At 49.3% G+C, this 17,461-nt stretch carries 17 protein-coding genes; 4 read left to right on the top strand and 13 right to left on the bottom strand.

Annotation, left to right across the window (positions count from 1 at the left end):
* Window positions 1-30: 30 nt before the first annotated feature.
* On the bottom strand, window positions 31-489 hold the full coding sequence (locus PTQ21_RS06515; RefSeq protein ID WP_274569215.1) for a hypothetical protein: 459 nt from the start codon (window positions 487-489) through the stop codon (window positions 31-33).
* A gap of 306 nt (window positions 490-795) precedes the next feature.
* Here PTQ21_RS06515 and udk point away from each other — a divergent pair, with 306 nt between their 5' ends.
* Window positions 796-1,428 carry a uridine kinase gene (udk, locus tag PTQ21_RS06510; RefSeq protein ID WP_063566443.1) on the top strand — a complete coding sequence of 211 codons (633 nt, stop codon included), beginning with the start codon at window positions 796-798 and terminating at the stop codon, window positions 1,426-1,428.
* 176 nt (window positions 1,429-1,604) lie between these two features.
* Window positions 1,605-1,934 (top strand): chaperone CsaA, encoded by a 330-nt coding sequence (csaA, locus tag PTQ21_RS06505; RefSeq protein ID WP_064641285.1) that lies wholly within the window; start codon window positions 1,605-1,607, stop codon window positions 1,932-1,934.
* A gap of 111 nt (window positions 1,935-2,045) precedes the next feature.
* On the opposite strand, the gene PTQ21_RS06500 is transcribed toward csaA, so the two are convergent.
* Window positions 2,046-2,885 (bottom strand): AraC family transcriptional regulator, encoded by an 840-nt coding sequence (locus PTQ21_RS06500; protein WP_274569213.1) that lies wholly within the window; start codon window positions 2,883-2,885, stop codon window positions 2,046-2,048.
* Window positions 2,886-3,079: 194 nt separating this feature from the next.
* Here PTQ21_RS06500 and melA point away from each other — a divergent pair, with 194 nt between their 5' ends.
* Window positions 3,080-4,381, top strand: a complete 1,302-nt coding sequence (gene melA, locus PTQ21_RS06495; protein WP_274569212.1) for an alpha-glucosidase/alpha-galactosidase — start codon at window positions 3,080-3,082, stop codon at window positions 4,379-4,381.
* 89 nt (window positions 4,382-4,470) lie between these two features.
* Here melA and PTQ21_RS06490 read toward each other — a convergent pair whose 3' ends face one another.
* The 9 genes from PTQ21_RS06490 to ytxJ form a co-directional block, all read right to left on the bottom strand.
* Window positions 4,471-5,169, bottom strand: coding sequence for a response regulator (locus tag PTQ21_RS06490; protein WP_064641280.1), 699 nt, complete (start codon window positions 5,167-5,169; stop codon window positions 4,471-4,473).
* Window position 5,170: 1 nt separating this feature from the next.
* On the bottom strand, window positions 5,171-6,550 hold the full coding sequence (locus PTQ21_RS06485; RefSeq protein ID WP_274569211.1) for an ATP-binding protein: 1,380 nt from the start codon (window positions 6,548-6,550) through the stop codon (window positions 5,171-5,173).
* On the bottom strand, window positions 6,480-6,752 hold the full coding sequence (locus PTQ21_RS06480; RefSeq protein ID WP_274569210.1) for a DUF4118 domain-containing protein: 273 nt from the start codon (window positions 6,750-6,752) through the stop codon (window positions 6,480-6,482). The genes PTQ21_RS06485 and PTQ21_RS06480 overlap by 71 nt, the downstream gene beginning before the upstream one ends.
* Before the next feature lie 8 nt (window positions 6,753-6,760).
* A complete protein-coding gene (locus tag PTQ21_RS06475) occupies window positions 6,761-9,100 on the bottom strand; it encodes a histidine kinase (RefSeq protein ID WP_274569208.1) in 2,340 nt (779 codons plus the stop codon).
* 128 nt (window positions 9,101-9,228) lie between these two features.
* Window positions 9,229-9,789: a potassium-transporting ATPase subunit KdpC gene (gene kdpC, locus PTQ21_RS06470; RefSeq protein WP_274569206.1), complete on the bottom strand. Its 561-nt coding sequence runs from the start codon at window positions 9,787-9,789 to the stop codon at window positions 9,229-9,231.
* A gap of 224 nt (window positions 9,790-10,013) precedes the next feature.
* The gene (kdpB, locus tag PTQ21_RS06465; RefSeq protein WP_240321502.1) at window positions 10,014-12,152 is read right to left on the bottom strand and encodes a potassium-transporting ATPase subunit KdpB; all 2,139 of its coding nucleotides are present in this window, start codon (window positions 12,150-12,152) and stop codon (window positions 10,014-10,016) included.
* A 67-nt stretch (window positions 12,153-12,219) separates the two neighbouring features.
* Window positions 12,220-13,899 carry a potassium-transporting ATPase subunit KdpA gene (gene kdpA / locus PTQ21_RS06460; protein WP_090955342.1) on the bottom strand — a complete coding sequence of 560 codons (1,680 nt, stop codon included), beginning with the start codon at window positions 13,897-13,899 and terminating at the stop codon, window positions 12,220-12,222.
* Between the two features lie 63 nt (window positions 13,900-13,962).
* Complete coding sequence (locus PTQ21_RS06455; protein WP_231952816.1) at window positions 13,963-14,025, bottom strand: potassium-transporting ATPase subunit F; 63 nt, start codon at window positions 14,023-14,025, stop codon at window positions 13,963-13,965.
* A 308-nt stretch (window positions 14,026-14,333) separates the two neighbouring features.
* On the bottom strand, window positions 14,334-14,873 hold the full coding sequence (gene ytxJ / locus PTQ21_RS06450; RefSeq protein WP_274569204.1) for a bacillithiol system redox-active protein YtxJ: 540 nt from the start codon (window positions 14,871-14,873) through the stop codon (window positions 14,334-14,336).
* Between the two features lie 370 nt (window positions 14,874-15,243).
* On the opposite strand from ytxJ, the gene PTQ21_RS06445 reads away from it, so the two are divergent.
* A complete protein-coding gene (locus PTQ21_RS06445; protein WP_274569203.1) occupies window positions 15,244-16,122 on the top strand; it encodes a hypothetical protein in 879 nt (292 codons plus the stop codon).
* 121 nt (window positions 16,123-16,243) lie between these two features.
* Here PTQ21_RS06445 and PTQ21_RS06440 read toward each other — a convergent pair whose 3' ends face one another.
* Window positions 16,244-16,675, bottom strand: coding sequence for a VOC family protein (locus tag PTQ21_RS06440; protein WP_064641272.1), 432 nt, complete (start codon window positions 16,673-16,675; stop codon window positions 16,244-16,246).
* A gap of 219 nt (window positions 16,676-16,894) precedes the next feature.
* Window positions 16,895-17,455: a hypothetical protein gene (locus PTQ21_RS06435; RefSeq protein WP_072735797.1), complete on the bottom strand. Its 561-nt coding sequence runs from the start codon at window positions 17,453-17,455 to the stop codon at window positions 16,895-16,897.
* Between the last annotated feature and the right edge of the window lie 6 nt (window positions 17,456-17,461).

Raw genomic sequence — 17,461 nt, 5'->3', positions numbered from 1 at the left:
GCATTCCGTCTTCGCTCTTTTTTTACATTCCTAGCGCATGTTTCCGATGATAGACGATCTTGAATCCTGCATTTTCTTGATGAAGTTAGTCATCACATCAAAGGCTTCATTGCGTTTGTTGGACAAAGACTGCACACGCAGCATATCCATTTGTTGTGAGTTGCTCAACGCATCGATTTGGCCTTTCAGTTTTTGAGCTTGGGCAGTATCCCCATTCTGATTAGCTACCTGCAATTGTGCGTTCAGCTCTGCAATCGCTTGATTGCGATTTTGAACTTGTTGAATCTGTGCCTGCAATTGGATATCCAGCAATTTCGTGCGTTCTTGCTGAACCATCATCAAAGCTGTTTCGATATCCATGCTACTCAAATTAATGCTTGAGACAGAAGGTACCGTAGATACACTTGCTGCAGAAGCAGAAGTTACAACGGATACAGCTGCGATGGCAGCAATAACTGTGGAAGAAATGACTTTGCTTGATTTTTTCATAACGTACACCTCCCTTTATATTTGTAGATACCCCCCATTAACTGGCATCTTTCGACATCATATATCGAAGGTCCTAGATCCTACAACCTATAATTGCGAAGTTGAGACTAAATTGATACAGGTTGATGGGTAGTTCTACAGAAAAATGTGGTAATTCCCTAAGATGAAAAAAGTGAGTTGCTGTGCTACAATAGAGAAATTGTGCATTCACAGACAGACATGTGGGTAAGGACTTGAATCTATCCCGATTCAACCATTATTTATCCATAACCATGCTGCCATTCTAGGGAGGTTTATGGAACAATCATGCTCATTATTGGTATCGCCGGAGGAACCGGCTCCGGTAAAACGACGGTAGCTCGCTCCGTCATAGACCGTCTTGGATCAGGCAAAGTGACTTTCATATCCCAAGACAACTATTACAAAGACCAGTCGCAGCTCACCCCTGAGCAACGTCGACTCACCAATTACGATCATCCGTTTGCATTCGATAATGATCTGTTAATTGAGCATCTTACCCTGCTAAAACAAGGACAAACGGCATATGCTCCCGTATATGACTTCACCATAGATAACCGTGCCGCTGATGAAACGGTTGAACTGGCACCGAACCATATCGTTATTGTGGAAGGACTGCATGTCCTGATCGATGAACATCTGCGTGCCCTTCTGGATATCAAGGTATTTGTTGATACGGATTCCGACGTGCGTATTCTGCGCAGAGTACTGCGGGATATGGAAGAACGCGGCCGTACGATTCAATCCGTGTACAAACAATATCTCGAAACCGTCAAACCGATGCATGATGCTTTTATCGAGCCTTCCAAAAAGTATGCAGACATCATCATTCCCGAAGGTGGACATAATGAAGTCGGCATTCAGATGTTATCCATCCTGACTGAGAAATATCTGACTGGTGAAAAGTGGAATGGCGCATAATTTAACATGATTTTGCTGCATTAGGCGTTATGCCCTGCTCACGTCTGAGTGAGACAAAAACGGGCATCGCTCATACAATATCAGCACTAAAATCCAGGTTGCGATTAGCGCAATCTGGATTTTTTGGGTATTTCTATTTTATAATGGACTCCATAGCTGAAAGGAGACATCACAACATGGCTACTTTTGAAGAGTTTATACAGCATGATATCCGCGTTGGTACAGTGGTAGAAGCCGAACCTTTTCCAAAGGCTCGCATGCCTGCCATTAAAATGACCATCGATTTCGGCCCACTTGGCCTTAAACGTTCGAGCGCCCAAATTACGAAACGTTATACCCCTGACATGATGGTAGGTAAGCAGGTTATTGCTGTAGTCAATTTCCCGCCGCGCCGAATTGCAGGTTTTGTATCCGAAGTACTGGTGCTTGGCGGCGTGCCTGGCGAAGGTGACGTTGTATTGTTAACGCCGGACCAGACATTACCGAACGGAACGCCGATTGCCTGATTTTTTATCATATCGCTATTCCTGTGTTTTTCACCTTAAAGTATAAGGCTATGAATCTTCGGATTCGCGGCCTTTTTTTTGCATTTTTTGAGGTTCACAACATAATGAAGACTAATCTCCCTGTTCCATGCTTCTCGACCCTTTTGGAGACACACCCGTCACTCGCTTAAACATCTTGGAAAAAAGTAATGGATCTGTATACCCCACAGAGTGGGCCACTTCACTAACCGACAGGGCTGAATGCTGCAGCAGTTCAGCTGCACGATTCATCCGGTATTCGAGAAAGAAAGCCTGTAATGACTTGCCGTACCTCTCCTTAAAAAGCCCTGACAGATATGTGCGATCCAAACCTACGGCTCGGGCAATATCTAGAATTGAAGTTCTCTGACTATACCTGTTCTCCATAAATTGAACGGCCTGCCTGATGTATTCCTCTTTAGTGGACAGTGGCCGTTGCAGCTGCTCTTCTGCAGGAGAAGATGCAATCAATTCGGCGATCAGCCGGTACAGCAGGCTCTGGTTGAACACATCTCCCCCGGTACGTGTTGATGCTTGAACCATCTCCGTATAAAGACGAGCAAATGTGTCTCCATCTCTAGCCTCAAATACAGGATGTTCCGGACTGATGTGCGCCCGCTGCATGAATGCCTTGGCATGAACACCTTTGAACCCGAACCATGAATAAGTCCATGGCTGCTTCGCATCTGCTTCATAATGAATAAGTGTATCCGGAAGAATGACAAAGCCTTGACCCTGTGTAAGCTCGTATTGTTGATCCGCCATAAACACAGTGCCCTGTCCTTCATGAATGTAATGAACAATGTAGGCATCCCGAACACCCGGCCCCCAATAATGCGACGGATCACATGCCTGCCAACCGAAAAATAACAGTACCAATTCCATCTGCGTCAAATCCATAGGAACCACGTTCGTTTCGATTAATTTCAACATTCCACACTCCCTCCGTTCACCACAACAGGCAATCTCTTCACTAAAATTATAACAGGTAAATAGATGAATTATTAGCTGTAAGCGAATCCAAAAATGGGATTATGCCATGTTTCAGAGAGGTTGAGCCATAGTTATATAAGCCCGATCCGCCTATATTGGAGGTACACCATTTATTCAGGGAGGCTGAACTTGAGATGAACAAAATTACGTTCCTCGGTGCGGGAAGCACCGTTTTTGTCAAAAATGTATTGGGTGACGTTATGATGACCGAAGCACTTCAGGATTTTGAGCTGGCGTTGTTCGATATTGATGCTGAACGCCTAAGCGACTCAGAGCGTTTGCTTACCAGTATGGCCCGTTCGCTCGGAAGCCAATGTGCCATCAAAGCTTATACCGACCGCAAGGAAGCACTGCGCGGAGCCAAATATGTGATTAACGCCATTCAGGTGGGCGGATATGATCCATGTACCATTACGGATTTTGAGATTCCGAAAAAATATGGATTGCGTCAGACGATTGCCGATACGCTTGGGATTGGCGGGATTTTCCGTAATTTGCGGACGATTCCGGTGATGCTCGATTTTGCACGGGATATGCAGGAAGTGTGCCCGGATGCGTGGTTCCTGAACTACACCAACCCGATGGCGGTACTGACAAATGTCATGAACGTGCATGGCGGAATTAAAACCGTAGGTCTGTGTCATAGTGTACAGGTGTGTGTGCCGCATCTGTTTGATGCACTGGGGATTGATCAGAAGGGTGTGGTCGCGAAAGTTGCGGGTATCAACCATATGGCCTGGCTGCTGGAAGTGACACGCGATGGTCAGGATCTGTATCCGGAGATTAAACGTCTGGCGAAGGAAAAGCAGAAAGAGCAGCATGATGACATGGTGCGTTATGAGCTGATGCAGCGCTTTGGATACTATGTAACCGAGTCCTCCGAGCATAATGCCGAGTACCATCCTTATTTTATAAAACGAAACTACCCCGAGCTGATCGAACGCTTCAATATTCCGCTGGATGAGTATCCGCGCCGCTGCGTGAACCAGATTGAAGGCTGGAAAGAAATGCGTGAGAAGCTGTTATCCAGCGAAAATATTGAACATACGCGCAGCCGCGAATACGCTTCGCATATTATGGAGGCCATGGAGACGGATCGCCCTTACAAAATCGGCGGTAATGTCATGAATAACGGACTGATCACCAACCTGCCTCGTGAAGCCTGTGTTGAGGTGCCTTGTCTTGTTGATGGATCAGGTATCAGCCCGACGTATATCGGGGACCTGCCTCCGCAGCTTGCGGCATTGAACCGTACGAATATTAACACCCAGCTGTTGACCATTGAAGCGGCGATTACGGGCAAAAGAGAGCACATCTATCATGCCGCAATGCTTGACCCGCATACAGCTGCCGAGCTGTCCATCGATGATATCGTCTCCATGTGTGATGAACTGATCGAAGCTCATGGCGACTGGCTGCCGAAGTACACGTCATAAGAAGTTCATTGTTTGCAATTCAGAAGCACTAGTCTCCTCTCAGCAGGGAGGGGCTGGTGCTTTTTTGAGCTTTCATCTTGTTTCCCAGCCTAATCCTGAAGCAGAAAACGATAGCCGATTCCCGGCTCGGTCTGAATAAAACGTGGACGCGTGGGATCTTCCTGCAATTTTTTGCGCAGATGACCGACATATACCCGCAAGTAATGGCTGTCCGACTCATGATGATGCCCTCCCCACACCTGTTGCAGCAGCTGGCGTTGGGTAATAATTTTGCCTGCATGGGTTGCGAGCACTTTCAGCATTTCATACTCAGTTGGTGTTAACTTTACGGGTGATCCATCCAAATCGACCTGTCTCTGGGCCAAATCAATGGTAAGCGAACCAAAACGTAATACCGGCTCATCTGTAGTTTTAGCCACATGGCGAAGGGCAACCCGAATACGGGCAACGAGCTCCCCCATGCCAAACGGTTTAGTGACATAATCATCCGCCCCGCCATCAAGTGCAGCAATTTTATCCTCTTCGCGTTCCTTTGCAGTCAGTACAATGACTGGTACCTGCGACCATTCCCGAATCCGCTGAAGTACATCCATTCCGGACATACCGGGCAAGCCCAGATCAAGCACAATCAGATCAGGATGTACAATGCTCGCCTGAATGACCGCTTCTTCGCCGTCGGCGCATTCGTGAATCTCAAATTGATGCGCCTGAAGCGTAACCTTCAGCAGTTTACGGATTTGTGGTTCATCATCCACAATTAATATACGCGCGCCTTGCGGTGCCGTCATGTCATTCTTCCTCTCCTTGTCCCATATACGGGAATGATGCTTCGGGTTCCTCTGTTGGCAAACAGATGCATACCCGCGTCCCGCCTCCCGGATTCGGTTCTGCGGTAATCGTACCTCCGTGAACTTCGACGATTCCTCTACAGATGGCAAGCCCGAGTCCCGTACCTGTCACATGCCTTGACGATTCGGATCGATAAAATTTCTCAAACACCCGCTCGCGCTCTGCTTCCGGAATCCCAACACCCGAATCAGCCACCACAATAGTCATTCGTCCATGCCGCTCATCCACCTTCACCGTAATGACGATTTCACTGTCCTCTGGTGAATATTTGATGGCATTGCTGATGACGTTGACCAGAACCTGCTCCAGCAAAACCTCATCCCCGGATACAAACGGCGGCTGATCGGGCAATTCAACCCGAATGCGACGGTGCTGGATGAATTGTTGAACCTGGGTTAGCACAATGCCGATCATGTCGCCCACGTCGCACCATTTTCTGCGCAGCTGCAACATGCCACTCTCCAGCTTCACCATGCCCAGCAAATTGGTTACCAGCCTGTTCATGCGAAGCGCTCCATCCCGAATATTGCCTGTCAGTTCTTTTCGATCCTCCGGGGTAAAAAGAGAATCATTCTCCAGCAAACCTGTCGCTGAACCAATGATGGCCGTAAGGGGTGTCCGTAGCTCATGGGACACCGAGTCCAGCAAAGCGGTGCGAATTCGTTCCGATTCAGCCGTCACTTGCGCGAGTCTCGCTTCCTCAGCCAGCTTGACACGGGCAATGGCACTTGCTGCCAGCCCGCCACACGCTTCCAGCAAACGCAGCTCTTCCCGCTGCTCCTGAAGATCGCTGGATTCCAGATTCACAGCAAGCACCCCATGTGTCTGGTCTTCTGTACGCAGCGGCACATACAGACCAGACGATTCCCGCAGGCTGGAGGAGCCGCGTCCGGCAATTTCGCCATGTTTATACACCCATTTGGCAATAGCGACTTCAGCTTCCCCTTCACCCCAGGCTATTGAATCCGAATCCTCCGAAGAGGAGGTAACCTGAAGTTCGCCTTGAGCATTCGGGAGATATATTGCCGCCGGAGCCCCAAGTGTCAGTGACACTTGTCTCACAATGTTGCCGAGTAGAGTATGCAAATCTGTAACAGCCGTCATCTGACGGCTTAAAGCATATAGCGAATTCGTCGTAATCTCGCGTTGTTTTACCACCTCTAGCTGCTGCCGCAGGCGCCCCGCCAGACTCGCTGTTAATACCGCCACTGCCAAATACACTATAAAAGAAAACATATATCGCAAATCTTCAACCGTAAAACTGAGAAACGGGGGAACAAAAAAAGAAGTCAAAGGCAACAACGCTAAGACTTGCTGCATATATGGCCGGACCCATTCCCCAGTACACAGCGCTGACCAATACCGGAAAAAGATAAATTAACCCCACGTTAACCAGGTCATCGCTAATCCCTATCGCATGAAGCAGAATGGTTAGCAATGTGATTCCAAGGGTTACCCATATATATTTGGGAACACGGTTCAGCTTCAGCCAGAAGTCTTCCCCTTTATTTCGTTCAGACACAGCACATCTCACATCCCGCTCAGATCATAATCGTAGTCCGCAACGATCAATACGTCCATATGTCTGGATAACCGCACCAGCCTGCTGACCACCGTTCCCTTTCCACGATAGCCGTTCAGCCACCAGACTCGTCTCGCTTGACCAACCACCAACTGCGTTGCTTTTTCTTCAGAAGCTTTACCCGCCAAAATACCAGGCACATCTCTCAGCCTCTGGCTATGATGAATATGAAATTTGCCGCCCAGTCGAACGGTCAGCTGTTCCAGCTCCTCCAACTGGCATTTCACTTCATTACTCATCCCTTCACCTACATGAACATGGTGCACATGCCAGACCGCCTTTAACCGGTAGGCTGTACGAAATCCGCGGCGAATCAGCCGCTCCGCATGCTCATCACTGCTTACGCAGACAAAGACCGCCTCCTGTCTGCGCCAGGGACCGCGAAGTGCACTTTTGCGCTCCTGTGATTCGAGGCGTTCATCCACATCATCAGCCAATTCCCGCAGGGCAAGTTCCCGTAAGGCAATCAGATTACCAATGCGAAAAAAATGACCAAGCGCTTGTTCCACCTTGGCTGCTGCATAGATTTTACCCTCCCGCATGCGTTGCCGCAAGGCTTGGGGGGCAACATCGATAAGTTGGACCTCATCTGCCATTTGTAAAATCTGATCCGGCACGGTCTCTCGGACTCGAATTCCCGTAATATGTTCCACCGCATCGTTCAGACTTTCCAGATGCTGCACATTCACGGTAGTGATGACAGAGATGCCCGCATCCAACAGGATCTGCACATCTTCGTAACGCTTTTGCCGCAAGCTTCCCGGGACATTCGTATGCGCGAGTTCATCCACCAATACCACTTCAGGACATAGACGAAGAATGGTATCAGTGTCCATTTCCTCGAGCTGCACCCCTTGGTACACCCGCTGCTCTCGTGGAATGATGGATAACTGGCCGATCTGTTCCACCGTCTCCGCCCGATTATGTGTCTCCAGCAGACCAATCCGTACGTCGATGCCTTTGCGGAGCAGATCATTGCCTTCCCGGAGCATCATATAGGTTTTTCCTACACCTGGCGCAGCACCGATGTATACCTTGAACTTACCACGCCGAATCTGACCAATCTGTGCCTTCATCTCCTGCTCACTTAACCTGCGATATGTTGGCGTCTCTGTATCCGACAATCGGGTCGGAAGTACCCGCTCGCCCTCATGCTGTGCCCGATCGGCAAGCAGAAACAGATCGACACCCCGCACTCTGCGCAGCAATGAATTAACAAATGACCCCCGCCACAGCTCCTGCCAGCGACTGTGCCGTGAGTGTCCCATAACAATACGGGTAATCTGATGCTGGACTGCGTAGCGTGCAAGCGTAGATGGAATGTTACGGCGGTGTAATACAGGCAATTCCTCAAACTGTCCCCCGAATTTCTCCACCAGTTTAATCATGTTTCGACGAAAAACAGTAGCTTCCTTGGTTAGCGGCTGCTTCATATTACGAAAGGTTACGGCATGCAAATCTCCGTTTAATCTCTTCGCAATCTGCTGTCCCCGCCGAATATAGATAGACCCGTTCCAGTGATATTGGGTGGATACCAAAATGCGTTCCATGATGCCTGTCGTTACCGTAATTCCCATCTCTTCCCGGTGCTCACGCAGTGATTCGTTGACCCCTTCCGCAACAAGTCGGAGAGCCAGTTCACGCAAAATGCCCAAATTGCCATGCCGAAACACCGCTTCACCTTCATGTCCCCGAAGATGTCCCTCCGCAAGACGGCTTAATACGGTTTCCGGGGTTACATCGATCAGCTTTACTTCATCGGCCAGTTCAAGGGTATCGGCAGGCACGGTATGCTCTGCTGCAATTCCTGTTAGCTGGCGTGCAAGCTCCGTATATCCCTCCAGCTCATACACATTCACCGTTGTAATGACACTGATGTTGTGTCTCAGCAAATACTGAATGTCTTCCAGTCGGGTTGCATGACGTGCCCCTTTTCGGTTTCTATGAGCAAGCCCATCAACGAGTACAACCTCCGGATTACGTGCCAGCAAGGCATCCAGATTCAGATCCTTCATTTCCGTGCCATCCTTCCAGCGAGACCAGTGAATGCTTGGAATCCGCTCCAACTCGCCGAGCTGCTCCACGGTCTCCGGTCTTTGCATGGTCGACACAGCACAGATAACCACATCGATCCCCTGATGGCGTAATGTGTTTCCTTCCCTAAGCATATGATACGTTTTGCCCGAACCGCTGACCGGACCGATATATATCTTCAAGGTGCCCTGCTGCAGCTTCGTGATCATCTTCAAGATGTCTTCCGGGGACTTCCGCTTGAAGCTGTCTTCCATCCTGTTCACTCCCCCAACATAACCTTTACTTAAAATGGAGAAAGCCCCTTCCGAAGCTCGGAAGAAGGCCTGATACGAACAACCAAGGGAAGCTACATTCCCCGTGGATCTAGCTAATAAAATGCCTGTTATTTTAGCTCAGCCGTCAACGCTTGATTCAGAGCGGTCACATTCACACGCGGCTCACCGAAAATGCCTAGCTGTCGCCCTTGTGTATGTTCCTCCACGATCTTGGCAAGCTCTTGCTCACCAAGGCCCGTTGCCTGGCTAATCCGGGGAATCTGTGCTTTTGCTGCTTCCGGTGACAGATCCGGATCAAGACCGGAACCGGAACCTGTCACGAGATCTGCAGGAATTTGCTGCAAGCCCGGATTCTCTTGCTTGAGCTGAGCCACCTTTTCCTTCATTTCAACAATATACGCCTCCGAGGCCACGGCGCGATTGGAACCTGCCGAAGCAGTTCCATCATAATTAGCGTTCGATGCCCGGGGCTGGAACAGCCCCGGCGATTTTACTTCCTGCGCCAGCAGAGACGAACCGATGGTTTTCCCGCCTTGTGTGATCAGACTGCCGTTCGCCTGATTTGAGAAGAGCAGCTGCGCCACTCCGGTTGTAACAAGCGGGTAGATCATACCGCAAATTAGCATAAGTACGACAGACAACCGAATGGCGGGCAGTACCTGTTTCATATGAATCACATCCTGATTTGTTATTGTAAAAACTCAACCTATACGTGTTACACTGGTTCACTCCGATTGCAGCACCATCCTACGATCGCTGTTATCCCCAGATTTTTTTTGATTCCCTTTTCCAAGGGATAAAATCCGGGGATAAAGGCGAACACTTCGTTTCTTCAGATTGGTTCTGCACTCTTCGTTGTCGTGTAAATCAAGGCTTCTTTTTAAATACTTAGTTAAATAAGCCCCGACAGTACCAGATCAATCAGCTTAATTCCGATAAACGGAACAATTACACCGCCCACACCATAGATGAACACATTTCGTCCAAGCAGCCGCTCCGCGGACATAGCCCGATATTTCACACCCCGCATGGCGATTGGGATTAGCAGTGGGATAATGATGGCGTTGAAGATCAGCGCTGACAAAATTGCGGACTGCGGTGAAGCGAGATTCATAATATTGAGTGCCTGAAGCTGCGGCATGGCTAGAATAAACATGGCCGGAATGATGGCGAAATACTTGGCAATATCATTGGATATCGAAAAGGTCGTCAGTGCGCCGCGGGTAATGAGCAGCTGCTTGCCAATGGAGACCACCGACAACAGCTTGGTCGGGTCGGAATCCAGATCGATCATGTTGGCCGCTTCCTTGGCCGCCATGGTGCCCGAATTCATCGCGAGGCCGACATCGGCCTGCGCTAGAGCAGGAGCATCGTTGGTGCCGTCGCCGGTCATGGCGACGAGCTTACCCTCCTGCTGCTCTTTTTTGATCGCGTTAATCTTGTCTTCCGGCTTGGCCTCGGCAATAAAATCATCCACGCCCGCTTCCAGCGCAATGGTCGCCGCCGTCAGGGGATTATCCCCTGTACACATGATCGTCTTGATGCCCATGGCTCGCATCTCTGCAAACTTCTCTTTCAGCCCTGGTTTCACTGTATCTTTCAGATAGATCACACCATAAATCTGGTCATCAATCGCAACAGCAAGCGGTGTACCCCCAGCTTTTGCAATTCGGTTAGCTATATCGTCCAAATCGCCGGGTATCCGTCCTCCACGGGAGGAAATATGGCGTTTGATCGCATCCACCGCACCTTTGCGAATTTGCTTCCCACCGCTTAGATTCAGACCCGACATGCGAGTTTCTGCAGTGAAGTTCACATGTTCTGCATCTGCATATTCTGTCTCCGCCCAGTTCTCACCCTGCTTGCCAGCCAATTCAACAACCGAGCGCCCCTCCGGTGTCTCATCGACTACGGAAGCTTGCAGCGCAGCCCGAGTCATCTCCTGTGCAGATACGCCCTGAACAGGAATAAACTCCGAGGCCATGCGGTTGCCGTACGTAATAGTTCCGGTTTTATCCAGAATCAGCGTATCAATATCCCCTGCCGCTTCCACCGCTTTACCCGACATGGCGAGTACGTTGAACTGCGTGACACGGTCCATCCCGGCAATACCGATCGCGGATAACAACCCGCCGATCGTCGTCGGAATCAGACAGACAAGCAATGCGATAAGGGTAGCCAGATCGAGCCGGATGCCCAAATAGTTCGCCATTGGCACCATGGTCATGATGACAATCAGGAATATCAGGGTCAACACGGCGAGCAGTGTTGTCAGCGCAATTTCATTCGGCGTTTTCTGGCGCTGTGCGCCTTCAACGAGTGAGATCATTCGGTCGAGGAACGACTCCCCCGGATCGGTTTGCACACGCATCACGATATAGTCAGAAGTAACCCGCGTGCCTCCGGTAACGGAGGAAAAGTCACCGCCCGCCTCCTTGATTACGGGAGCCGATTCCCCGGTAATAGCGGACTCGTCGATAGAGGCCAGCCCTTCAATAATCTCACCGTCCGTGGGAATCAGTTCGCCTGCTTCTACACGGACGATATCTCCTTTTTTCAACTGGGTCGAAGACACTTGCTTAATGGTCCCGTCTTTCTGTACCAGCTTTGCAGTCGTGTCCGATTTCGTCTTCCGTAGCGTATCTGCCTGAGCTTTACCCCGTCCCTCTGCCAGTGCTTCAGCAAAGTTGGCAAACAGCAACGTGAACAACAGGATGAGAAACACCGCGATGTTGTACCCTCGCCCTGCCTCGGATGCAACAAATAGATCCGGATTGATACATAACAGCAATGTGATGAGTGTGCCGACTTCGACGATAAACATCACCGGATTTTTGATCATGACGACCGGGTTCAGCTTCTTGAAGGCATCCAGAGATGCCTGAAGCAGAATATCCCGACTTAATGTTTTGCTTCTTTTGGGCGTACCGGGATCCGTGCCCGTACCTCTCGTTCCTTTACCCTGGGTTCTGATCGTGCCTCTGTCTAATCCTTCCACCGTCTGCTCCTTCTTTCGTTCTACTACATTCATTGTGATAATCCACCTCCGCACTTTACGTCCTTGCTCCTATTCCCATATCCGATCACTGTACCGTTCATCATCGAATCATCGCCAAATGTTCTGCAATCGGTCCAAGCGCCAGTGATGGGAAGAACGTCAACGCCCCAACTACCACAATCATCATCACCAGAATACCTGCAAAAAGAGGCGTGTGCGTACGCAATGTACCCGTTGTTACGGGAACAACCCGTTTGGTGGCCAGTGATCCGGCAATGGCGAGCATCGCGATCATGGAAATGTATCTTCCAAGCAGCATTACCACACCAATGGCGATGTTGTAAAAGTCTGTATTGGCATTCAGTCCGGCAAACGCCGATCCATTATTGGCAGCTCCGGATGCAAAGGCATATAACACTTCGGTCAGACCATGCATGCCTGAATTCGAAATTGAAGCGACAGACTCAGGACGCATAAGCGCCAGCGCGGTCGGAGCCAGAATAATCAAAGGATGAACAAGCAGCGCGATAGACGCGAGCTTCACTTCCTTACCCTCAATTTTTTTGCCAAGAAATTCAGGGGTCCGCCCAACCATCAGCCCACAGATAAACACAGCCAGAATCACATAGAGCAATCCGTTGAGCAAACCTACCCCTTTACCGCCGAATACGTTGTTGAGCATCATCTCGGCCAGTGCAACCATGCCACCAAGCGGGGTAAGCGACTCATGCATATTGTTCACCGACCCGGTTGTGGCTGCTGTAGTCACCGCTGTGAACAGCGCCGATTCGGATACCCCAAACCTGACTTCCTTGCCTTCCATATTACCTTGGATTCCCACCGCATCCAGCGCTGGCACACCGCGATATTCCGAAACAAATACCGTGGTCAGCATCACGAGGAAAAGTAAACTCATAGCCGCAAACAGCGTCCAGCCCTGCTTCCGGTTGTTCACCATGATGCCGAAGGCGTAAACCAGCGCAGTAGGAAGCAGCATCATGCAGACGATATGCACCAGATTCGATAACGCCGTTGGGTTCTCAAATGGATGCGCTGCGTTGGTTCCGAACCAGCCTCCACCATTGGTACCCAAGTGTTTGATCGACTCCAGCGAAGCGACCAGCCCGCGGCTAATCGTCTGCTGTGCCCCGTCCAGTGTGGTTGCGTTCACCGCTCCCGCCAGTGTCTGCGGCACACCCTGGAATACGAGGAACAACGCCACAATGAAGCTCAGCGGCAAAAAGATTCTCGTAATCGACCGTACCACGTCGACGTAGAAGTTCCCCAGTTCATCCCGTCGGCCCACCAGGCCGCGAATGAAGGCAATAGCGACCGCGAAGCCGGTCGCGGCTGAGGTGAACATTGGAAACGTCACGGCCAGCATCTGTGACAGATACGACAGGGCGTTCTCGCCCGTGTAAGACTGCCAGTTCGTGTTGGTCATGAACGATGCAGCTGTATTAAAGGCCTGTGCCGCAGGCATATTACCAATGCCATCCGGGTTGAGCGGCAAATACTTTTGCAGCCGCAGCACCAGAAACATTAATAAAAGCATGACGAAGTTCGAAATGAGCACGGCTGACAGGTACTTTTTCCAACCCATCGACTCGTTCTCCTTCACCCCCATCAATCGATACAGCAATCGCTCAGGCCCGCCAAATATCCGATCCAGTCCTGTTCGTTTGCCGTCAAACACCTTCACCAGATAACTCCCTACTGGCTTCACCAGTAGTATGATGATCAGCAGCGTCACCGCCACTTGTAATAAACCGCTACTCATATCCGCATATCCTCCCTAAAATCGACGATCCGAGTGCTTCTGGTTTCGTGCCCCAAGCGACCATCAGAACTTCTCCGGCCTCACTAGCACGTAACCAAGATAGACCACCAGTGCGAGCACAATCATGCCGATGACGATCATACGGCTTCTCCCCTTTCATGCCCTATGCATTCATGCTTTCTCACAAAATTTCACAAAGCCCCAGAACACCACAAACAACAGCACGACCAGCCCAATTATCGTGGCATCATTCACCATGTGCTCCCCTCCCTCTCTCTACCGTTCTTGCAACCTTCTACATATGAAATCGTAATACGAAACGCTGTAAAAAGGGGGTAAAGAAATACCCTCCAGGGTGTAAAAAAAGCGTAAAAAAGACCCGTTCCACTCAGCGATTAGCTGAAGGAAGCGGGTCTATGTATGTTGGGTGCGCTTTATCCAAACGGATTCTGGGCCCATTGCAGCAGTCTCTTCCGGGTAATTTTCCCGTGTGACGTATGTTGAATAACTTGGCCGCCGTCCAGCAGCAGGACTTGCGGCGATTCATGGTGAACCTCGGTATCTTCCGCAATGCGGCGGGAAAGCGAGCGGCTTTCGATGACTTTGACGATCCGGTACTCCATCTTCTGCCCGGGATCTGATGCATTCGAGCCCACAAAGGCCATAAACTCCCTGTATGCTCTCGCACTGACTGGACAAGTCGTACTGTGTTTCAGAAGCAGCACCGGATGATCCTGCGACCGCTCAAGTACCTCTTCCCATTCCTCCTGCTTATACAATTCCTTGACATGTTCACTCAGCATATCATCCAGCCCCGAGCCTGCACGTTTGCTAACGACAGATCCAACCACGACGCCCATTGTCACACCAAAGGCAACCCCCAGAGCGATCTGGTTTGTTGCCACGCCAATACTCGTTCCAATGGCAATACCCACCCCAAGCCAAAGAGTTTGAGGATTCACTTTTTTGTCCATGGAGATCATCCTCCTTGAAGATATTCATAAAAAAATATTAATTTTAATGTAGGAACAGTCACTCATTTGCCTGTATAAAATGGCTATGATAACATAAGAATAGACAATATGGAGAGGTGAAATCCTCTCACGGCGCACGTCTGTTCAGATGCAGAGCAAATCCCACCGCAGGCGGTCAACCTGTTTAACGGTGGGTTTTTGTTTATGACTTCATTACGGTAATGCCCACCCGTTGTCTACCAAAATTATACCATAGGCGCCTACGCAGGCGCTTTTATATTCCTCATCGAAGAGTCCACTTTTGTGATACACTGAGTGTAATTTGGCAACGATGAACATGAAGATATGATTGGAAAGGCGGAAATTCGTTATGGCATATGCTTTTATGATCGAACCGCAGTATTATACCGCTTTGGAGAACGAGGACGAGTTGATTGAGAAGTGCCAGGAATGGGGCTTGCTTTCGGAAAAAGCAACGAAGGTCAAAACGTTCTATTATAAAGGGAATGGGCTGAATATGCCTTGCACCATCATTGGCTTTGTCGATCATATGGCAGCAGTCATTCAATTGGACAATGATCAGAAACACTGCATTCATCCGTCTTATCTGAAAGAAATGCAGGCGTCCAGCTATAATGTAAAAAGTCCGGTTGGAGCGGGTACGGCAAAGGACAAATCTAATGAACCAGTCGCTACAACCAACTTAGAAGAGCTCCCTAGCTCTGATGCTGCACAAGATCCTGTTACTGCTTCCTATTCGGATAAGATTCCATCCGGTATGAGTGACTTTGATTCCGAACTGGATGTGGACACGGATAACGATGATACCTCCTCCGAGCTAAAAGGCGACCCTGATGGTCTGGTGGAAGAGTATGTTGGACCCGCTAACGCAACAAGCAGTGCTGCTAAACCAAAGGCAAAAACCGCAGGTAAAGCTAAATCGCTTAAGATTGAATTGCCGGAGGGTAAAGTGAAAATGTCCGCTGTTGTGAAGGAATTTACGACCGTGCCGAACCATTTCTCCGACAATGATGATGAAGTCATTATCTATGAAGCTCTTACGATCACCGAGCCCGAAGTTATTGACGTTGGCGAAGCCTGGTCCAGCCACAGTGCCACGATCAAGAAGCAGGAGCTTGAGGTTGGCGATGTGCTTACTTTTGAAGCAAAGATTATCAAGAAAAAGCTGACCAAGAACCCTGTTCCCTACAAAATCAATAATCCTTCCAAGATTCAGAAAGAAGTCTAATTTTTAGATTAGCAAGTATACACACTCCTTGCAGGAGTCACAAAAAAACCTCCAGACACGTTACTCATGTCCTGGAGGTTTTGTAGTTTTATCTTTTATGTCAGAGACACTAACTTACATTTTACTGATGGTTGGCTGCTGTACAGCTGATCTGGAACTGAACGCCAAATTTATCGATAACCATGCCGTAGGCTGGACTCCAAAATGTTTCCTGGATCGGCATTTTCACTTCACCACCGTCTTGCAACTGGTTGAAAATTGCTTTGGCTTCATCCGCAGTATCCGTGTTCACCGTAACATTCACATGATTACCCACAATATAAGGCATGCCAGGGAATGTATCGGATAACATCAGTACAGAACTGCCAATCTGCAAAGAAGCATGCATGATGCGGTCTTTCGCTTCGGGAGGTACGGGGTGGTCTGGGTTGGAAGGACCATCGCCAAATGTCTGGAGAGCCAGCACTTCCGCTCCAAATGCCTTTTTGTAAAATTCTACTGCTTCACGTCCGTTACCATCCGTTACAAGATACACATTCAAGCTAATCGCCATTCGTGCTTCATCTCCTTGATATCATGTAATTGAACCATTCCTGCCACTTGCGACAAGAGTATATACGAATAGGTTGTCCATTGACAAGAAGGTATTTCCACAGGCTCCTCTAAGAACAAATTCCCCTCTCCAAAGGAGCTCTGACCACTATCATTCCACTTCCAGCAGTACTGGGGCACAAAAATCATCCAGTGGTAGGATTGTCCTGTATTCCTTATTTTATCCCCGGTTTGTGCGAGCGAAATGAAAGATTGTTAGGATAATACCCGGTACCAGCGCAGCAAAACTGGCAGAGATGAGACACCATTTCAGCAGAGTAAAAATCGGAGTCAATTCTGCTACCACGGGAGTATGTACAGGATAACGATACATCGTCAAGGAGGCACCTGCATTTTCAAGCATATCTAAGGCCCATCCTCCAACTGGAAGCAAATTAAGCCTTCGCCAGCGATTCTCTGGCGGAATCACTCGATACAGAATAGACAACAAAACCAACAACAGGAACAGATAAACGATCGGCCAGACGAGATCAAATGTAAAACGTGCCTGGATATAAGCGCTACGCCCTTCTTCGCCATATTGTTCAGCCATCTGGTAGAGATCATTTGCCGAATACAGGAAGGATGTATCCGGTGATTCTCCACTTCCTGTTACTTCTTCCGACTTCGCCGCCTGCCAGGGAAGAATGAATGCAATAAAGCATGCAAAAATAACAACTGAAGCCACCACCCATTTCCAATTCACCCAATGGTATAGCCCTCTCGAGAGTTTGCTCAGCATGGTCTG

Origin of the sequence: Paenibacillus marchantiae, from assembly GCF_028771845.1 — a bacterium.
Lineage (GTDB): Bacteria > Bacillota > Bacilli > Paenibacillales > Paenibacillaceae > Paenibacillus > Paenibacillus marchantiae.
Note: the sequence above shows the minus strand (reverse complement) of the source record. Positions and strands in the feature narration are given on the sequence as shown.